This window comes from Microbacterium sp. NPDC060117 (assembly GCF_042729315.1).
Taxonomy (GTDB): domain Bacteria; phylum Actinomycetota; class Actinomycetes; order Actinomycetales; family Microbacteriaceae; genus Microbacterium.
Window position 1 is genome coordinate 197,439 of the sequence record NZ_JBHWXR010000003.1, and the last position, 16,904, is coordinate 214,342.

General features: G+C 69.6%; 15 protein-coding genes. 11 read left to right on the top strand and 4 right to left on the bottom strand.

The features are described from left to right. From ACFWCK_RS12660 to ACFWCK_RS12670, 3 genes are read right to left on the bottom strand one after another with little or no spacing between them, the layout of a single operon-like run. Complete coding sequence (locus tag ACFWCK_RS12660) at positions 1 to 891, bottom strand: carbohydrate ABC transporter permease (RefSeq protein WP_378806173.1); 891 nt, start codon at positions 889 to 891, stop codon at positions 1 to 3. Further along, on the bottom strand, positions 888 to 1,877 hold the full coding sequence (locus tag ACFWCK_RS12665; protein WP_378806747.1) for a carbohydrate ABC transporter permease: 990 nt from the start codon (positions 1,875 to 1,877) through the stop codon (positions 888 to 890). Before ACFWCK_RS12665 ends, ACFWCK_RS12660 begins: the two co-directional genes overlap by 4 nt. A gap of 27 nt (positions 1,878 to 1,904) precedes the next feature. Next, entirely contained in the window at positions 1,905 to 3,197 is a 1,293-nt protein-coding gene (locus ACFWCK_RS12670; RefSeq protein ID WP_378806175.1) for an extracellular solute-binding protein, read from the bottom strand. Positions 3,198 to 3,344: 147 nt separating this feature from the next. Between ACFWCK_RS12670 and ACFWCK_RS12675 the strand changes: the two genes are divergently transcribed. The 11 genes from ACFWCK_RS12675 (at position 3,345) to ACFWCK_RS12725 (ending at position 15,677) form a co-directional block, all read left to right on the top strand. After that, positions 3,345 to 4,340 (top strand): LacI family DNA-binding transcriptional regulator, encoded by a 996-nt coding sequence (locus ACFWCK_RS12675; RefSeq protein WP_378806176.1) that lies wholly within the window; start codon positions 3,345 to 3,347, stop codon positions 4,338 to 4,340. Between the two features lie 117 nt (positions 4,341 to 4,457). Next, positions 4,458 to 5,648 carry a xylose isomerase gene (xylA, locus tag ACFWCK_RS12680; protein WP_378806178.1) on the top strand — a complete coding sequence of 397 codons (1,191 nt, stop codon included), beginning with the start codon at positions 4,458 to 4,460 and terminating at the stop codon, positions 5,646 to 5,648. Between the two features lie 2 nt (positions 5,649 to 5,650). After that, positions 5,651 to 6,991: a xylulokinase gene (gene xylB / locus ACFWCK_RS12685; protein WP_378806179.1), complete on the top strand. Its 1,341-nt coding sequence runs from the start codon at positions 5,651 to 5,653 to the stop codon at positions 6,989 to 6,991. Between the two features lie 10 nt (positions 6,992 to 7,001). Next, positions 7,002 to 7,967 (top strand): acetylxylan esterase, encoded by a 966-nt coding sequence (locus ACFWCK_RS12690; protein WP_378806181.1) that lies wholly within the window; start codon positions 7,002 to 7,004, stop codon positions 7,965 to 7,967. 245 nt (positions 7,968 to 8,212) lie between these two features. Next, positions 8,213 to 9,370: an ROK family transcriptional regulator gene (locus tag ACFWCK_RS12695; RefSeq protein ID WP_233311269.1), complete on the top strand. Its 1,158-nt coding sequence runs from the start codon at positions 8,213 to 8,215 to the stop codon at positions 9,368 to 9,370. 58 nt (positions 9,371 to 9,428) lie between these two features. Then, complete coding sequence (locus tag ACFWCK_RS12700; RefSeq protein ID WP_378806182.1) at positions 9,429 to 10,763, top strand: extracellular solute-binding protein; 1,335 nt, start codon at positions 9,429 to 9,431, stop codon at positions 10,761 to 10,763. Continuing rightward, the gene (locus ACFWCK_RS12705) at positions 10,763 to 11,770 is read left to right on the top strand and encodes a carbohydrate ABC transporter permease (protein ID WP_378806183.1); all 1,008 of its coding nucleotides are present in this window, start codon (positions 10,763 to 10,765) and stop codon (positions 11,768 to 11,770) included. Before ACFWCK_RS12700 ends, ACFWCK_RS12705 begins: the two co-directional genes overlap by 1 nt. Beyond that, a complete protein-coding gene (locus ACFWCK_RS12710) occupies positions 11,767 to 12,648 on the top strand; it encodes a carbohydrate ABC transporter permease (protein ID WP_378806185.1) in 882 nt (293 codons plus the stop codon). Before ACFWCK_RS12705 ends, ACFWCK_RS12710 begins: the two co-directional genes overlap by 4 nt. A gap of 1 nt (position 12,649) precedes the next feature. Continuing rightward, the gene (locus tag ACFWCK_RS12715; RefSeq protein WP_378806186.1) at positions 12,650 to 13,924 is read left to right on the top strand and encodes a 6-phospho-beta-glucosidase; all 1,275 of its coding nucleotides are present in this window, start codon (positions 12,650 to 12,652) and stop codon (positions 13,922 to 13,924) included. Continuing rightward, positions 13,912 to 14,961, top strand: coding sequence for an N-acetylglucosamine kinase (locus tag ACFWCK_RS12720; RefSeq protein WP_378806188.1), 1,050 nt, complete (start codon positions 13,912 to 13,914; stop codon positions 14,959 to 14,961). Before ACFWCK_RS12715 ends, ACFWCK_RS12720 begins: the two co-directional genes overlap by 13 nt. Positions 14,962 to 15,080: 119 nt before the next feature. Further along, a complete protein-coding gene (locus ACFWCK_RS12725; RefSeq protein ID WP_378806189.1) occupies positions 15,081 to 15,677 on the top strand; it encodes an antibiotic biosynthesis monooxygenase in 597 nt (198 codons plus the stop codon). Between the two features lie 81 nt (positions 15,678 to 15,758). Here ACFWCK_RS12725 and ACFWCK_RS12730 read toward each other — a convergent pair whose 3' ends face one another. Beyond that, positions 15,759 to 16,886 (bottom strand): bifunctional 2-methylcitrate synthase/citrate synthase, encoded by a 1,128-nt coding sequence (locus tag ACFWCK_RS12730; protein ID WP_233311276.1) that lies wholly within the window; start codon positions 16,884 to 16,886, stop codon positions 15,759 to 15,761. Positions 16,887 to 16,904 lie beyond the last annotated feature (18 nt).

A 16,904-nucleotide genomic window follows, 5' to 3' on the forward strand; every position in this document is an offset into this window, starting at 1 on the left:
TCAGCCCTTCACCGCGCCGGTCAGGCCGCCGACGATGCGGCGTTCGAAGAGGCTGAAGAAGATGAGCGCGGGCAGCATCGACAGCGAGGTGTAGGCCAGCACACGGGCGGTGTCGACCGAGTACTGCGAGGAGAAGTTCTGCACGCCGAGCGGCAGCGTGAACAGATTCGGGTCATTGAGGATGAACAGCGGCAGCATGTAGCCGTTCCACGATCCGACGAACGCGAGGATGCCGACCGTGATGACGCCCGGGAGGCTGAGCGGGATCACCATCCGCCAGAAGAAGCCGAGCCGGGAGGCGCCGTCGATCGCCGCCGCCTCCTCGAGCTCCTTGGGGATCGCCTTCAGGAACGGTACGAGGATGATGATCGTGCCGGGCAGGGCGAACGCGATCTGCGGCACGATGATGCCGGCCAGGCTGTTCACCAGGCCGAGGTTGCGGATCAGGAGGTACAGCGGGGTGATCGCGACGGTGACAGGGAACATCAGCCCCGCGGCGAACAGCGCATACATGGCCGGCTTGGCGGCGAACTCGTAGCGGGCGAGGACATACGCCGCCATGACGCCGAGCAGCACGGCGCCGACGGTCGTGCCGATCGCGACGACGGTCGAGTTCACCAGAGCCGTCCAGAACTCGGATCCGGCGAGCACGTCGGAGTAGTTGGCGAACTGCCAGGGCGCCGGGAAGCCGGACGGATCCTTCGTGATCTGCGAGTTCGTGCGGAACCCGCCGATGATGATGTAGAGCACCGGCGTGATGCAGATCGTCACGAGCACGATCGCGATCAGGTACAGCCCGGGGCTCCCCCACGGGGCCTTCTGCGAACGGCGTTCGCCTCTGCGCCCGCGCGGCTGCACGATGGCCGTGGTGCGGAGGGTGTCGGTGGTCATCGGCGGGCCTTTCCGCTGTCGCCCGTCAGGGCGCCGTCGGTGTCGCGCCGCAGTACGAACCGCTGATAGATCAGGGCGACGACGAGAGTGATCAGGAAGAGCATCACGGCCACCGCGTTGCCGAAGCCGTAACTGCCGGCGAGATGCCCGTTCTGGTACATGTACGTCGCCATCGTCGAGGTGCCCGCCGTGGCGGAGATGTACTGCCCCCAGATGATGTTGACGAGGTCGAAGAGCTGCAGCGCGCCGATGATCGACAGGAACGCCCAGATGCGGATCGTCGGACCCAGCAGGGGCACGGTGATGTTCCACTGGATCTTCCAGAAGCCGGCGCCGTCGATCGCCGCCGCCTCGAACAGCTCCTCGGGGATGGACTGCATGCCCGCGAGCATCAGGATGACCGCGAACCCGATGTACTTCCAGGTGATGATGACCATCAGCGTCCAAAGGGCGAGCTTCGGATCCGCGAGCCACGAGTGCTGGAGGAAGCCGAGCCCGACCTTGCCGAGCAGCGAGTTCAACGCGCCCGAGTCCTGCATCATCAGGTTCCACCCCGTGCCGACGATGACCTCGGAGATCACGTAGGGCACGAAGATCAGCACGCGGATCAGCGACCGCCCGCGGAACTTCTGGTTCAGCAGGAGCGCGAACAGGATCGCGATCGGCCCCTGCAGCACGAGCGAGAGCACGACAATCGCGAAGTTGTGCACCACCGCGTCGCGGAACGTGTGGTCCTGCCACATGTGGATGTAGTTGTCGAGACCGACGAACTGCGTCGGCCACCCGAACCCGTTCCACTTGAAGAACCCGTAGACGGAGGCCATCCCCACCGGGAGGATGACGAATCCGACGAACATCAGCAGGGCGGGCCCGGAGAGCAGCGCGATCTCGCCGCGCTTGCGCCAGTCGGCGCGTGCTCGCCGCACCGGGGCCGGGGAGACCCCGGTCCCGGTGCGGCGGTCGCTCTCAGGCACGGCCTCGGCCATCACCTGGGTGCCAGTCATCGCTCTCGCTCAGCCCCTCGCCGCAGCGTCGGTGATCTTCTGGAGGAGCGTCTTCGGGTCGCCCTGCCCGGCGAGCATCTCCACGACGCCCGTGTTCAGCGCGTTGCCGACGTTCTGCCCGAGCGCGGTGTCGAGCCAGAGCGCCACGTACGGCGCCTTGCTGTAGGCCTCCATGAGGGGCTTCAGCGACGCGTTGTCGACCGCGCCCTTGGCGTCCTGGTTGGCCGGGATGGTCTGGAACGCCACGGCGTACTTCTCCTGCTGCTCCTTCGCCGCGACGAAGTTGAGGAACTTTTCGCACGAGGACGGGGACTTCTCGGAGCAGGAGTAGCCATCCAGGCCGCCCATCATCGCGCCCGCCTCGCCCTTGCCCCCGGAGACCTCGGGGAACGGGAACCAGTCGAGGTCGGCCAGCGGCTTCTGATCCGGGGTGAGGCTCGCGACCACGCCCGGCTCCCAGGCGCCCATGAGCTCCATCGCCGCCTTGTGGTTCGCGACCAGGCCTGCCGAGGAGTTCGCACCCTGCTGCGCCGACGTGGTGAGGAAGCCCTCGTTGAACGGCTCGACCTGGGCGAACTTCTGCAGGTTGTTCGCCGCCGTCAGCCAGCAGCCGTCGGTGAAGTCCTTCTTCGTGGCGAGGTTCGTGATGAGGTCCTTGCCGCAGGCACGCACCGCGAAGAAGTAGTACCAGTGCGCGGCCGGCCAGGCGTCCTTCGCACCGAGGGCGATGGGCGCGATGCCTGCGGCCTTGAGCTTGGTGATGGCCGCCTCGAGGTCGTCCATCGTCTTCGGGGTCTCGGTGATGCCCGCCTTCGCGAACAGATCCTTGCTGTAGAAGAGGCCGCCGGGCAGCACCGCGGTGGGGACGCCGTAGACCTTGCCGTCCACCGTGAACGCGCTCAGGGCAGCGTCGCCGATCGCCTTCTTGACGTCGGGGTCGATCTTGTCCGTCAGATCCTTGACCTTGCCCGCCGCCACGACGTCGGCGAGCTTGCTGCCGCCGCGGGCCATGAAGACGTCGGGCATGTCGCCCGAGTTGACGGCGGTCTGCAGCTTGCCGTCCATGTCCTCGTTCTGGATCGAGGTGACCTTCACCGTCACGTCGGGGTTGGCCTTGTGGAACGCGGCTGCCGCGTCCGTCCAGAACTGCTTGCCGTCGCCGGTGGTCGAGTTCTGCCACACCGTCAGCGTCTGCTTGCCGCCCGCGTCGCCACCACCGGAGCCACCGGAGCAGCCGGTGAGGGCAATCGCGCCCACGGCCGCGACCGCCACGGCGGCGGTCAGAACCTTGCGGATCTTCATGCTGTGTTTCTCCTCATCGTCGAGTTCCAGCACCGCGTCGGCAATTTGTTGCCGACTACAGCGAATGTGCCGTCGGCCTACTCTGGCACTCGCGTCACCCGCATGTCAAACGATATCGATAACGTTTTCGCTCGCTAGATTGAGCAGATGAGCCCCCGCATCACGATCCACGACGTGGCCCACGCCGCCGGCGTCTCCGTCGCGACCGTCTCGAAGGCGATCAACGGCCGTGACGGCGTCTCGCCGTCGACGCTCGAGCACGTGCAGGAGGTCGTGACCCGGCTCGGATACGAGAGCTCCCTCGTCGCGACCTCCATGCGACGGCGCAGGACCGACGTCATCGGCGTGCTCGTCGCCGAGTTCGAGCCGTTCGCCGTCCAGCTGCTGCAGGGCGTCTCGGCCGCACTGCAGGGCACGCGCTTCGACGTCCTCGCCTACGCCGGGAGCGTCTCGGCGGGCGAGCACCTCGGATGGGAGCGCCGCTCACTGTCCCGCCTCGGCGGCACCCTCATCGACGGCGCCATCCTGGTCACCCCCACGACCATGCCCGCCGACGCCCTCGTGCCGCTCGTCGCGATCGACCCGCACGAGGGGCCCGACGGACCGGCCTCGGTGAGCGTGCACAACGCCGAAGGCGGCTTCGCCGCGACCACCCACCTGATCTCGCTGGGGCATCGTCGCATCGCGCATCTGCGCGGTCGTACCGACCTGGAGTCCGCACACCAGCGCGAGGACGGATACCGCCGAGCGCTCGAAACCGCCGGGATCCCGTTCGATCCCGCGCTCGTCGTCGACGGCGGCTATCGCAGGGCGAGCACGACCGCCGGCGCGCACGCGCTGCTCGATCTGACAGATCCCCCCACCGCGGTGTTCGCCGCGAACGACCTGTCCGGAATCGAGATGATCCGCGTCGCCGCGGAGCGCGGCCTGCGGATCCCCGAGGATCTGTCGGTCGTGGGCTTCGACGACGTACCCGAGGCCGCGGCGCATGTGCCGCAGCTCACGACGGTGCGTCAGCCGCTCGCCGAGATGGGCGCCGAGGCCGTGCGCGTGCTGCTGGCGATGCTCGACGGCGCCCCGCACGAGCACGTGCGACTGCCGGCCGAGCTGATCGTACGCGCCTCCACCGCCGCCCCACGCTGACACACCCGCCTGCCCGACCACGCCGCAGCCGCCCCGCACGCGGCGTTGCATCGACTCGGCCGCGCTGATATGTTCGCTGCTACAACATTTCATCGACGTCGCTGAAGGCGGTTCACCATGTCACTCACCCCCACCCGCGAGGACAAGTTCTCGTTCGGCCTCTGGACCGTCGGCTACAACGGCGCCGACCCCTTCGGCGGTCCGACCCGTCCCGCGCTGGACGTCGTGCACGTCGTCGAGAGGCTCGCCGAGCTCGGCGCCTATGGCCTGACCTTCCACGACGACGACCTGTTCGCGTTCGGATCCACGGAGGCTGAGCGCCAGACGCAGATCGACCGCCTGAAGGGAGCCCTGGCCGACACCGGGCTCGTCGTGCCGATGGTGACGACCAACCTGTTCAGCGCGCCGGTCTTCAAGGACGGCGGCTTCACCTCGAACGACCGTGCCGTGCGCCGCTTCGCCCTGCGCAAGGTGCTCCGCCAGCTCGACCTCGGCGCCGAGCTGGGCGCGAAGACGTTCGTCATGTGGGGCGGTCGCGAGGGCGCCGAATACGACTCCGCGAAGGACATCCGCGCGGCACTGGAGCGCTACCGCGAGGCCGTGAACCTGCTCGGCGACTACGTGACGGACAAGGGCTACGACATCCGCTTCGCGATCGAGCCGAAGCCGAACGAGCCGCGCGGCGACATCCTGCTTCCGACCCTCGGACACGCGCTCGCCTTCATCGACTCGCTCGAGCGTCCCGAGCTCGTCGGCCTGAACCCCGAGGTCGGCCACGAGCAGATGGCCGGGCTCAACTTCGCGGCCGGCATCGCGCAGGCGCTGTACCACGGCAAGCTCTTCCACATCGATCTGAACGGCCAGCGCGGCATCAAGTACGACCAGGATCTGGTGTTCGGCCACGGCGACCTGCACAACGCATTCGCCCTGGTCGATCTGCTCGAGAACGGCGGCCCGAACGGGATCCCGGCCTACGACGGCCCGCGCCACTTCGACTACAAGCCCAGCCGCACCGAGGACGAGACCGGGGTGTGGGACTCGGCGAGCGCGAACATGCGCACGTACCTGCTGCTCAAGGAGCGTGCGGCGGCCTTCCGCGCCGATCCCGAGGTGCAGGAGGCGCTCGCCGCGGCTCGTGTCGACGAGTTGTCCGCGCCGACCCTGAACGCCGGCGAGACCTACGGCGAGCTCCTCGCCGACCGTTCGGCCTATGAGGACTTCGACGCGAACGCGTACTTCGGCGGCAAGGGCTTCGGGTTCGTGCGGCTGCAGCAGCTCGCCACCGAGCACCTGCTCGGCGCCCGCTGAACATGACGCTGGTGATGGGCGTGGACTCGTCCACGCAGTCGTGCAAGGTCGTCATCCTCGACGCCGCGTCCGGATCCGTCGTGCGCACCGGCCGCGCGGGGCATCCGGACGGCACGGCGGTCGACCCCGAGGCGTGGTGGCGTGCGCTGAACGCCGCGATCGCCGATGCGGGCGGCATGGACGATGTCGGCGCATGGTCGATCGGCGGCCAGCAGCACGGGATGGTCGTACTCGACGACGCCGGATCCGTGATCCGCGACGCGCTCCTGTGGAACGACACCCGTTCGGCCGGCGCAGCACAGGACCTCATCACCGAGTTCGGCGCGACCGAGCTCGCGACGCGCACGGGCCTGGTGCCGGTCGCCTCGTTCACGATCACGAAGCTGCGGTGGCTGCGCGACGCGGAGCCGCAGAACGCCGCGCGCGTGGCCGCGGTGGCCCTGCCGCACGACTGGCTGACCTGGCGGCTGCGCGGTTACGGGCCCGCGGGGGCGTCGCCGCTCGGACCGGTGCTGGACGAGCTCGTCACCGACCGCTCCGACGCGAGCGGCACCGGCTACTGGAATCCCACGGACGGCGGCTACGACCGAGCGCTGCTCGTGGCCGCGCTCGGACACGACGCGATCCTGCCGCGGGTGCTGGGCCCGGACGAGTCGGTCGCGGATCCGTCCGGTCGCCAGGTCGCGCCGGGCGCCGGGGACAACGCCGCCGCTGCGCTCGGGCTCGGCGCGGAGCCGGGCGACGTCGTCGTGTCGATCGGCACGTCGGGCACCGTGTGCGCGGTCAACCGCGCGCCGATCGCGGATCCGTCCGGCACGGTCGCGGGATTCGCCGATGCGACAGGGAACTTCCTCCCGCTCGTGGCGACGCTGAACGCGGCGCGTGTGCTCGACGTCACCGCCGCGCTGCTCGGCGTCGGACACGGCGAGCTCAGCGATCTCGCACTGCACGCCCCCGCGGGAGCGGACGGGCTGACCCTGCTGCCGTACTTCGAGGGCGAGCGCACTCCGAACCTCCCCAATGCCACCGCGTCGCTGAACGGCATGACGCTCTCCTCCACCACGCGTGCGAACCTCGCCCGCGCCGCCGTCGAGGGGATGCTGCGCGGTCTGGGTGCCGGGCTCGACGCCCTCCGCGGACTCGGCATCCCGCTCGAGCGCGCCCTGCTCATCGGCGGCGGCGCGCAGTCCGAGGCCGTGCGCCGGATCGCGCCGGCGATCCTCGGCGTGCCGGTCGAGGTGCCCGCTCCGGGCGAGTACGTGGCACTGGGCGCCGCCCGCCAGGCGGCCTCGGTCCTGCACCGCGATCGCGCCCCGCGGCCTGACGGCGCGGGTCGCCCCTAGGCTGACGGGCATGCCGCTCACCGATCTCCCCCTGTGCGAGCTCCGCGGGTACCTCCCCGACGTCGCGGAGCCCGCCGATTTCGACGCGTTCTGGCGCGACACCCTGGCCGGATCCCGCGAACTCGCCACCCCGGCCGAGCTCTCGCCCGCGACGACCCCGATCGATGAGCTCATCGTCGAGGACCTCGCGTTCTCGGGCTTCGGCGGCGAGCGCATCCGCGGCTGGGTCACCCGGCCTCGCCGCGAGGGGCGCCTGCCGGTCGTCATCGAGTACCTCGGCTACGGCGGCGGCCGCGGCATCCCCGGCGAGCGCCTGCAGTGGGCGGCCGCGGGATATGCGCACGTGCTCATGGACACCCGTGGCCAGGGCGCCGGCTGGGGATCGGGCGGCGCCACCGCGGATCCGCACGGGTCGGACGGGGCGACGCCCGGTTTCATGACACGCGGCATCGCGCACCCCGCGGACTACTACTACCGCCGGGTGTTCACCGATGCCGTGCTGCTGGTCGATGCTGTGCGGGGCTTCGACTTCGCCGACCCCGCGCGCATCGCCGTCACCGGAGGCAGCCAGGGCGGCGGCATCAGCATCGCCGCCGCGGCCCTGCACCCCGGGGTCGCAGCGGTCATGCCCGATGTGCCGTTCCTGAGCCATTTCCGCCGATCGGTCGCGCTGACCCCCGAGCACCCGTTCCGCGAGATCGAGCGCTATCTCTCGGTGCACCGCGATCGGGTCGAGCAGGTCTTCCAGACGCTGTCCTACTTCGACGGCGTGAACTTCGCACGACGGATCACGCGGCCCGCGCTGTTCTCGGTGGCGCTCATGGACGACATCGTGCTGCCGTCCAGCGTCTTCGCCGCCTATAATCACCTCGCCGCGGACGATACGGCGATCGAGGTCTACGAGTTCAACGGGCACGAGGGTGGCGGCTTCGCCCAGTGGCTGCGTCAGACCGCCTGGCTCGCCGAGCGCTTCTGACGCGCAGACGCTCGTCCTCCTGCAGAGCCTTCGGCTCACGCACACCGGCGGGCTCATCCTTCGCACGCTCAGGTCGCCGTTTCTGCTCCGAAACGCCGGTTTCCGCAGCAGAAATTGCGACCTGCTTGCCCGGTCTCTTCGGATGCCGATCGGATCCGGATGAGATGCGGATTCGATCAGAGGGGTTGACGCGGCCTCCTCCTGAATCTATAAAGAAACTTAGCTATTAGATTTCAGGAGCTTCGATGACGTCCTCCCCCGCCCCCGGCACCCCCGGCTGGCTCGCCCTCCGCAACGATCAGGCGGCGCTGTCGCTCCTGCTCGACGAGGGCCCGCTCACGCGCAATCGCATCGGCGAACTGACAGGTCTCTCCAAGCCGACCGCGGCGCAGATCGTGACACGGCTGGAGGAGGCCGGGTTCATCCACCCCGCCGGCGAGCTCTCCGCCGGCCGCGGACCGAACGCGGTCACCTACGACGTGCGACTGGATCGCAGCCTGGGCGTCGCGATCGACGTGGACGAGAACGTGCTGCGCGCGACCGTGGTCGATGCGCGCGGTTCCCAGCGACCGGTTGCGACCATCCCGGTCGACGCCGCGCACCCGCGCTCGGCCGAGGGCGACGTGCGCCGCGCGATCGAGGCCGCGTGCAGCGCGGCGGACGTCGACGCCGGCGCGGTCGTCGAGATCGTGATCGGCGTGCAGGCCGCAAACGATCCTGCCGCGGATCGCCTGAACTTCACCGACACCCTCGATGGCTGGCCCATGCAGAATGCGCGCGGCGAGCTGGAGGCGGGCCTCGGCATCGCGGTCACCCTGGAGAACGACGTGAACCTCGCCGCGATCGCCGAACGCGCCGAGGGCGCCGGCGCCGATGCCCCTGGCTTCGCGCTGCTCTGGCTCGGCGAGGGCCTCGGTCTCTCGATCGACCTCGACGGCACGATCCTGCACGGCGCCACCGGCGGCGCCGGCGAGATCGGCTATCTGCCCGCGCCCCGCACGGCGATGGCGATCGACCCGGACGCGGAGGACCTGCAGGAGCTGGTCGGCGGATCCGCCGTCGCGCGCTCGGCGACCTCGGCCGTCGGCGGCCCCCTCGACTACGCCGGCGCTCTCGCCGCCCTCGCGAGCGAGCCGGATCGGATCCTGCCCGACCTCGCCGCACGGATCGCGCTTGCTCTCACGCCGGTCATCGCCGTGCTGGACCCGTCGCTGGTGATCCTCGGCGGTCCCACCGGGGTCGCGGGCGGAGCCGCCCTGGCCGCCGCCGTGTCCGCCGCACTGCGCTCCTCCTCCAGCTGGGATCCCGCGGTGCGCACCACGGGGGCTCCGGCCGACGCGGTGCTGCTCGGCGCCCGGCACGTGCTCGTATCGCGGCTGCGCGGGCGACTGCTTCCCGATTGATCGCCCCGGGGCCGGTCGTCGCCGACCCGGATCCATGTTCATGAACAGAGAGGTTCACATGAAACGCCACACCCGGCTCCGGATCGGAGCCATCGCCGCGCTCTCCGTCACCGCCGTCGTCCTCGCCGGCTGCTCTGGCGGGTCCGACACCGCTGTCGCCGCCAAGGCGCCCGACCATCTGTCCGGCACGGTCACGCTGTGGGAGTTCTTCAGCGACCGCGAGGCGGGAGTCGTGCAGTCCGTCATCGACGACTTCCACAAGAAGTACCCGGATGTGAAGGTCGACGTGCGCACCGGTCAGGAGGACGACAAGATCATCAAGGCGATCGCCGCCGGCAACGATCTCGACGTCGCTATCTCCGGTGCCGTCGACAACGTGGGCGCGTTCTGCTCGTCCGGAGCGCTGCGCGACCTCACTCCTTACATCGCGCGTGACGGCGTCGACCTCTCACAGCTGTCCGATGTCGCGCGCAGCTACACCTCCTTCGGCGGCAAACAGTGCGCGCTGCCGATGCTCGCCGACGTGCAGGGCCTGTACTACAACACCGACCTGCTGCAGGCGGCGGGCTACAGCGCCCCGCCGAAGACGCTCGGCGAGCTCGAGGAGATGGCGGTCAAGCTCACGACCTACAACGCCGACGGATCCATCAAGACCCTGGGCTTCAACCCGCTGATGGGCGCCTACGAGAACGCGCCCACCGTCTTCGGCGCCGCCGCAAGCGCGGAATGGATGAAGGACGGAAAGAGCGCGATCGCGTCCTCCCCCGGCTGGAAGGACCTGATGACCTGGCAGAAGAGCTTCATCGACAAGATCGGCTACGACAAGCTCAAGGCCTTCACCGCCGGTCTCGGCGACGAGTTCTCCGCGGGGCAGGCGTTCCAGACCGGCCAGCTCGCGATGAACCTCGACGGCGAGTGGCGCGTCGCATTCCTCGCCGATCAGGCGCCCGACGTGAAGTACGGCGTCGCGCCGTTCCCCGTGCTGGACGGCCATGAGGATCTCTACGGCGGCGGGTACTCCTCCGGGACGATCGCGGGCGTCTCCAAGGGCTCCAAGAATCCCGAGGCCGCCTGGGCTCTGCTGCACTACCTGACCTTCGACACCGACGCGGTCGTGAAGCTCGCGAACGGCCTGAAGAACGTCCCGACCACGAAGGATGCGCTCGCCTCCTCGAAGCTGGACCTCCCTGAGCAGTTCGGCACGTTCCTCGACATCGCGAAGAGCCCGCACCTGACCTCGATTCCGGCGACCGTGATCGGCAGTGCGAACCAGGTCGCGCTCTCCGGCTATTGGACCAAGTACCAGTCCGGCGGCGGTGGCGACATCGACGCGGGCCTCAAGAAGGTCGACAAGGACATCGACGACCAGCTCGCGCTGAGCGAAGGCCCGTGATGACCGCGACACTCGCTCCGGGGCGTGCGGCGACTCCTCCGCACGCCCCGGTGCCCACCGCCCGACACCCGCGCGGATCCGCCGCCCGCCGTCGCCGCTGGAGCATCGCCCTGATGCTGGCCCCCACGCTCCTGGGCCTCGCCGTCTTCTTCGTGTACCCGTTCGCGGCGAACCTCTACTTCTCGTTCACGCGGTACGACCTCGTCTCAGCACCGCAGTGGAACGGGCTGAACAACTACGTCTACTTGTTCACCAAGGATCCGCGCATCGTCACGGCCGCCCTGAACACCCTGTGGTTCGTCGTGATCCTGGTGCCGGTGCGGATCGTCTGCGCCCTCGCCGTCGCCGGCCTTCTGCTGCGCGCCCGCAGCGCCGGCGGGATCTGGCGCACGATCTTCTATCTGCCCGCACTCGTGCCGCCCGTGGCGTCCGTCGTCGCGTTCGTGTTCCTCTTCAACCCGGGAACCGGTCCGGTGAACCTCGTGCTGAAGAGCCTCGGCATCCCCGGCCCGCTCTGGTTCAACGACCCGGCGCTCGCGAAGCCCTCGCTCGTACTGCTGGGGGTGTGGGTGATGGGCGACGTCATGATCATCCTGCTCGCCGCTCTCCTGAACGTGCCACGCGACCAGTACGAGGCCGCATCGCTCGACGGGGCGAACGGCCTGCAGAAGGTGCGCTTCGTGACGATCCCCTCGATCGCCCCCGTACTGCTGTTCGCTCTGGTGACCGGCATGATCGCGGCCCTGCAGTACTTCACCGAAGCGGCCGTGGCCTCCGGCGTCGCATCCGGCCGCTCCGGCGCCGCCTCCGGCGGGCTGGCAGCCGACATCGGCTATCCGGAGGACTCGCTGCTCACCTACACGCAGTGGCTGTACGTGCGCGGGTTCGCGAACTTCCAGCTCGGCTACGCGGCAGCGATGGCCGTGGTGCTGTTCGTGGTGGCCAGCGTGTTCGTCGCCCTGCTGCTGCGCAAGGCGCGGGCCTTCTCCCCGGAGGACTTCTCATGACCGCGACCGCGCTCATCACGACCGGATCCGCACGCCCGCCGCGTCCGGTGCGGGGCGTTCGGAGGGCGCTCGTCTGGATCGCCGACCACACCGTGCTCTCCGTGCTCGCGGTGCTGTTCCTCGCCCCGATCCTGTTCGTGCTGCTGACCTCGTTCATGTCGAGCCGGCAGACGTTGACGGCCTCGATCTGGCCACAGCCCTGGGATCTCTCCAACTACGTCCGCGCGTTCACCCAGGTGCCGCTGGGCCTGTGGTTCCTGAACTCGGCGTTCTACGCGGTGCTCGCGACGGCGTTCATGCTGGTCTCCTCGGTGCCCGCGGCCTACGTGCTCGCGAAGATCCGCTTCCGGGGCGCGAACATCATCTTCCTCGCGATCATCGTCGCGATGCTGCTGCCGCCGCAGGTGACGATCGTCCCGGTGTACGTGATGTTCGCCAAGCTCGGGCTGACCGGCACGCTCTGGCCGCTGATCCTGCCCAATCTGCTCGGCGATGCGTTCTCGATCTTCCTGCTGCGACAGTTCTTCCTGACGATCCCGACCGCCTACGCCGACGCGGCGCGCATCGACGGCAACGGCGAATGGGGCGTGCTCTGGCGAGTGATGGTTCCGATGACGAAGCCCGGCATCGCGTCGGCTGCGATCTTCCTGTTCTTCAACTCGTGGAACGACTACTTCGGGCCTCTCCTCTACGCCTCGGAGAATCCGTCGGCGTGGACGGTCGCCTACGGACTGTCCACCTTCCACGGCACGCACGGCACCGACTGGGGCACGACCATGGCCGTGACGATGCTCGTCACGATCCCCGTCGTCATCGTGTTCTTCTTCGCCCAGCGCGTCTTCGTCGAGGGCATCAACCTGACCGGCGTGAAGGGCTGACATGAAACTCACCGTCATCGGAGGCGGCTCCACCTACACCCCCGAGCTCACGGATGGCTTCTCCCGGCTGCACGACCTGCTGCCGATCGACGAGCTCTGGCTCGTGGATCCGGACGACCACCGCCGGGAACTGGTCGCCGGCGTCTCGCGGCGCATGTTCGCGCGCGCCGGGCACCCCGGTCGGATCAGGGCGACCGCCGATCTCGTCGCGGGCGTCGCGGATGCCGACGTGGTGCTGATCCAACTGCGGATCGGAGGCCAGGCCGCCCGGCTCGGCGACGAGACCTGGCCGCACGAGGCCTGCTGCATCGGGCAGGAGACCACGGGCCCGGGCGGACTCGCCAAGGCACTGCGTACCGTTCCGGTCGTGCTCGAGGTCGCCGAGGCCGTGCGCCGGCATGCGAAGCCCGACGCCTGGATCGTCGACTTCACGAACCCGGTCGGGATCGTGACGCGCGCACTGCTCGAGGAGGGGCATCGCGCGATCGGCCTGTGCAATGTGGCGATCGGATTCCAGCGCCGCTTCGCCCGGATGCTCGGCGCGGATCCGGACCGGATCCGCCTGGAGCACGTCGGCCTGAATCACCTCACCTGGGAGCGCGGGGTGCTGCTCGACGGATCCGACGTGCTGCCGACGATGCTGGACGAGCGCCTGTCCGAGCTCGCGGACGAGGTGGAGCTGCCCGCCCCGCTGCTGCAGAACCTCGCGATGGTGCCCTCGTACTACCTGCGGTACTTCTACGCCCACGACCGCGTCCTCGAGGAGCAGCGGCACGAACCGCCGCGCGCCGAGAAGGTGATGGAGGTCGAGCGGGAACTGCTCCGGCTGTACGCGGATCCGGCCGTCGACCAGAAGCCGGCGATCCTCGCCGAGCGCGGGGGCGCGTTCTATTCAGAGGCGGCGGTCGACCTCATCGCCTCGCTGCTCAGCGATCGCCGAGACGTGCAGGTCGCGAACCTGCGCAACGACGGCACGCTGCCCTTCCTTCCCGATGACCACGTCATCGAGGTATCGGCCACGATCGGCGCCGCCGGCCCCGTCGCGGTGCCCGTCGCTCCGCTGCCGGCCGACGTGCAGGGCCTGATCGGCCACGTCGCGGGCTACGAACGGCTCGCGCTCGACGCGGCCCGGCACACCGGATCCGCCGACCGCGGGCGACAGCTCGTCGAACGCGCGCTGCTCGCCCACCCGCTCGTCGGCCAGTGGGATCGCGCGGAGAAGCTCGCCGACCTGCTGATCGACCACAACCGGGATCACCTCGCGTGGGCGCGGTGAGCGGCACGGCGGTGCGGACCGGACAGGGCCACCCGGCGACGCGCCCCGGAGGGATCGTCGTCGCCGTCGACGGCGGCGGCACCAAGACCGACGCCGTCGCCCTCGATGGGACGGGTGCGGTCGTGGCCCATGTGCGTCTGGGCGCGTCCGATGTGCACCCCGGACGGGAGGGGGAATCGGCCTCGGTCGTGGACGAGGCGGTCCGGAGGGTGCACGCCGAGGCCGGAGAGGGGCCGCTGCTGAGGGTCGGCGTGTTCCTCTCCGGCCTCGATCACGAGGACGAGTTCGCGGCCTTCCGCGCGCGGATCCGTTCGCTGCCGTGGTTTCTCGGCGAGGACGGCGCCGAGGCGCACGTGGAGAACGACATGTTCGCGCTGCTGCGCACGGGCACGCTCGCGACCGACGCGGTCGCCGTCGTCTGCGGCACTGGGCTCAATGCGATCGGCGTGCGCGCCGACGGGACGACGGCCCGCTTCCTCGCCTGGGGGGCCGTGTCCGGCGACTGGGGCGGCGGGTCGGACATCGGCGCCGAGGCGCTGCGCCTGGCCGCGCGGGCGCTCGACGGACGGGGACCGGAGACCGCGTTGACCACAGCGCTTCCCGAGCGGCTCGGGCGCACCGATCTCACCGCCCTCATCGAAGACGTGCACTTCGGCCGCCTTCCGGAGGAGCGGCTGGCCGAGCTCGTACCCGTGGTGTTCGCGGCCGCCGGCGGCGGCGACGTCGTGTCGCGCGCGCTGGTGCAGCGCCAGGCCGAGGAGATCGTCGCGATGGCTGCGAGCGCCGCCCGGCGGCTAGGGCTCGAGCAGGATCCGATCCCCGTAGTACTCGGCGGCGGAGTACTCGCGGCGCGCCAGCCGCTGCTGCTGGACGGCGTCGTGCAGGGGCTCGCCTCGGCGCTGCCCTCGGCCGTTCCGACCGTGGTCGACGCCCGGCCCGTGGTCGGCGCGGGGCTCACGCTGCTGGAGCAGCACGGCGCGACGGACGACGTGCTGCGCCGCGCCCGTGCGGCGCTCGAGCGCACCGTGCCCTCCTGAGCCGGGCGCTGCCGACGGACCGACGCACCGGGGCGGCCGACATCCGCAACATCCGGGAAACACGGGATGCGTACACTCGGGGACGCCACAAGCACGCACTCCCCCGAAGGACCCACCATGTGTCCGGTACGCCGTCATCCGCGCCCATCACCGTCTCGATCCGCCGCGAGGTCGACCCCGCCCGCATCGCCGAAGCCACCGCCTGGGTGCAGACCGGGGTGAATCTCGCCAGCGGCCATCCCGGCTTCCTCGGATCCGGCTGGGTGCGCGACGGGGAGGACTCGCACCACTGGCACATGCTCTACCGCTTCGCCGACGAGGCGGCCCTCGACGCGTGGGAGGCCTCGAGCGAACGCGCCTGGTGGCTGTCGATGGGCGAGGGCTTCGTGCGCAGCGAGCGCACCCGGCGGCGCACCGGGATCGAGGGCTGGTTCGACGAGCCGTCGACCGAGACGATCTCGCTGCCGACCTCGACCGGCACGACCACCGTGATGGTGGCGCCGTCGCCGCCGCGTTGGAAGCAGGCCGTGTCGATCTGGCTCGGATTCTTCCCGGTGAACCTGGTGTTCACGTACCTGATGAGCCCCGTGCCCGGCTGGAACGGCCTGCCGATCTGGCTGCGCGTGCTCGCGACCACGATCGTGCTGACGCCGATCATGACCTACTGGGTGCTGCCGTTCGTGACGCGCAGCCTCCGGCACTGGCTGGCCCGCTGAGACGTCGCCACCTGTTTCAAAGAGCGCAAATGGCTGCATCTGCGGCCAGAAAGGCGCCATTTGCGCTCTTTGAAATCGGGATCAGGCCTCGATGTGCCTCTCCGGCACGCCGTCGTAGGCGGACAGCGGACGGATCAGCGCATTCGACGCGGCCTGCTCCATGATGTGCGCCGTCCAGCCCGTGATGCGCGCCGCGATGAACAGCGGCGTGAAGATCTCGGTCTCGAAGCCGAGAAGGTGGTACGCCGGCCCCGACGGATAGTCGAGGTTCGGGTAGATGCCCTTGCGCGCGACGAACTCGGCCTCGAGCGTCTTGTACAGCTCGGCCAGATCCGTGCGGCCGGTGTCGGCGATGAGCCGGTCGAGTGCCGCCTTCATGGTCGGCACGCGAGAATCACCGCTCTTGTAGACCCGGTGGCCGAAGCCCATGATCTTGCGCTTGTTCGCCAGCGCGTCGTCGAGCCACGGCACGACCCGGTCGGCGGATCCGATCTCCTCGAAGATGTGCATCACGGCCTCGTTCGCGCCGCCGTGCAGCGGGCCCTTGAGCGCCCCGATCGCACCGACGACCGCGGAGTACAGGTCCGCCGTGGTCGAGGCGATCACACGCGCGGTGAAGGTCGAGGCGTTGAAGGAGTGCTCGGCGTAGAGCACCATCGAGATCCGGAACACGTCCACGGCCGCATCGGACGGGAGCACCCCGAACGTCATCCAGAGGAAGTTCGTCGAGTAGTCGAGGTCGGGCCGCGGATCGATCGGCGCGAGACCCCAGCGGCGGCGCTGCACGGCGGCGACGATCGTCGGGATCTGGGCGAGCAGATAAACGGAGCGGCCGAGGTCGAGCTCGCGATCGGTCCAGCCGCCGGGGCGGTTCAGGCTCGGATCGAACGTGCCCAGCTGGCTGACCGCCGTCCGCACGACGTCCATCGGGTGCGCGTCGAGCGGGATCAGGTCGAGCAGGGCGAGAGTGCGCGGATCCAGCGGACGGAACGCCCTCTCCTGCGCCTCGAACGCGGCCAGCTGCTCGGGCGTCGGCAGCTCGCCGTTCCAGAGCAGGTAGGCGACCGCCTCGAACGGCTGGGTCGCCGCGAGCTCCTGCACGGGGTACCCGCGGTAGAGCAGGCTGTTGGTCTCCGGGTTGACCTTCGAGATCGCCGTCGTGTCGACGACGACGCCCGCGAGGCCCTTCTTGATGTCGGGGTCGCTCATGTCACTCCTTCGTGCGCG

Bases quoted from the DNA above. Each gene is read 5' to 3' on its own strand.
- xylA (WP_378806178.1), top strand. From the start codon at position 4,458: ATGTCACTCACCCCCACCCGCGAGGACAAGTTCTCGTTCGGCCTCTGG.
- ACFWCK_RS12675 (WP_378806176.1), top strand. From the start codon at position 3,345: ATGAGCCCCCGCATCACGATCCACGACGTGGCCCACGCCGCCGGCGTC.
- ACFWCK_RS12715 (WP_378806186.1), top strand. From the start codon at position 12,650: ATGAAACTCACCGTCATCGGAGGCGGCTCCACCTACACCCCCGAGCTC.
- xylB (WP_378806179.1), top strand. From the start codon at position 5,651: ATGACGCTGGTGATGGGCGTGGACTCGTCCACGCAGTCGTGCAAGGTC.
- ACFWCK_RS12730 (WP_233311276.1), bottom strand. From the start codon at position 16,886: ATGAGCGACCCCGACATCAAGAAGGGCCTCGCGGGCGTCGTCGTCGAC.
- ACFWCK_RS12670 (WP_378806175.1), bottom strand. From the start codon at position 3,197: ATGAAGATCCGCAAGGTTCTGACCGCCGCCGTGGCGGTCGCGGCCGTG.
- ACFWCK_RS12660 (WP_378806173.1), bottom strand. From the start codon at position 891: ATGACCACCGACACCCTCCGCACCACGGCCATCGTGCAGCCGCGCGGG.
- ACFWCK_RS12695 (WP_233311269.1), top strand. From the start codon at position 8,213: ATGACGTCCTCCCCCGCCCCCGGCACCCCCGGCTGGCTCGCCCTCCGC.
- ACFWCK_RS12665 (WP_378806747.1), bottom strand. From the start codon at position 1,877: ATGGCCGAGGCCGTGCCTGAGAGCGACCGCCGCACCGGGACCGGGGTC.
- ACFWCK_RS12690 (WP_378806181.1), top strand. From the start codon at position 7,002: ATGCCGCTCACCGATCTCCCCCTGTGCGAGCTCCGCGGGTACCTCCCC.
- ACFWCK_RS12710 (WP_378806185.1), top strand. From the start codon at position 11,767: ATGACCGCGACCGCGCTCATCACGACCGGATCCGCACGCCCGCCGCGT.
- ACFWCK_RS12700 (WP_378806182.1), top strand. From the start codon at position 9,429: ATGAAACGCCACACCCGGCTCCGGATCGGAGCCATCGCCGCGCTCTCC.
- ACFWCK_RS12705 (WP_378806183.1), top strand. From the start codon at position 10,763: ATGACCGCGACACTCGCTCCGGGGCGTGCGGCGACTCCTCCGCACGCC.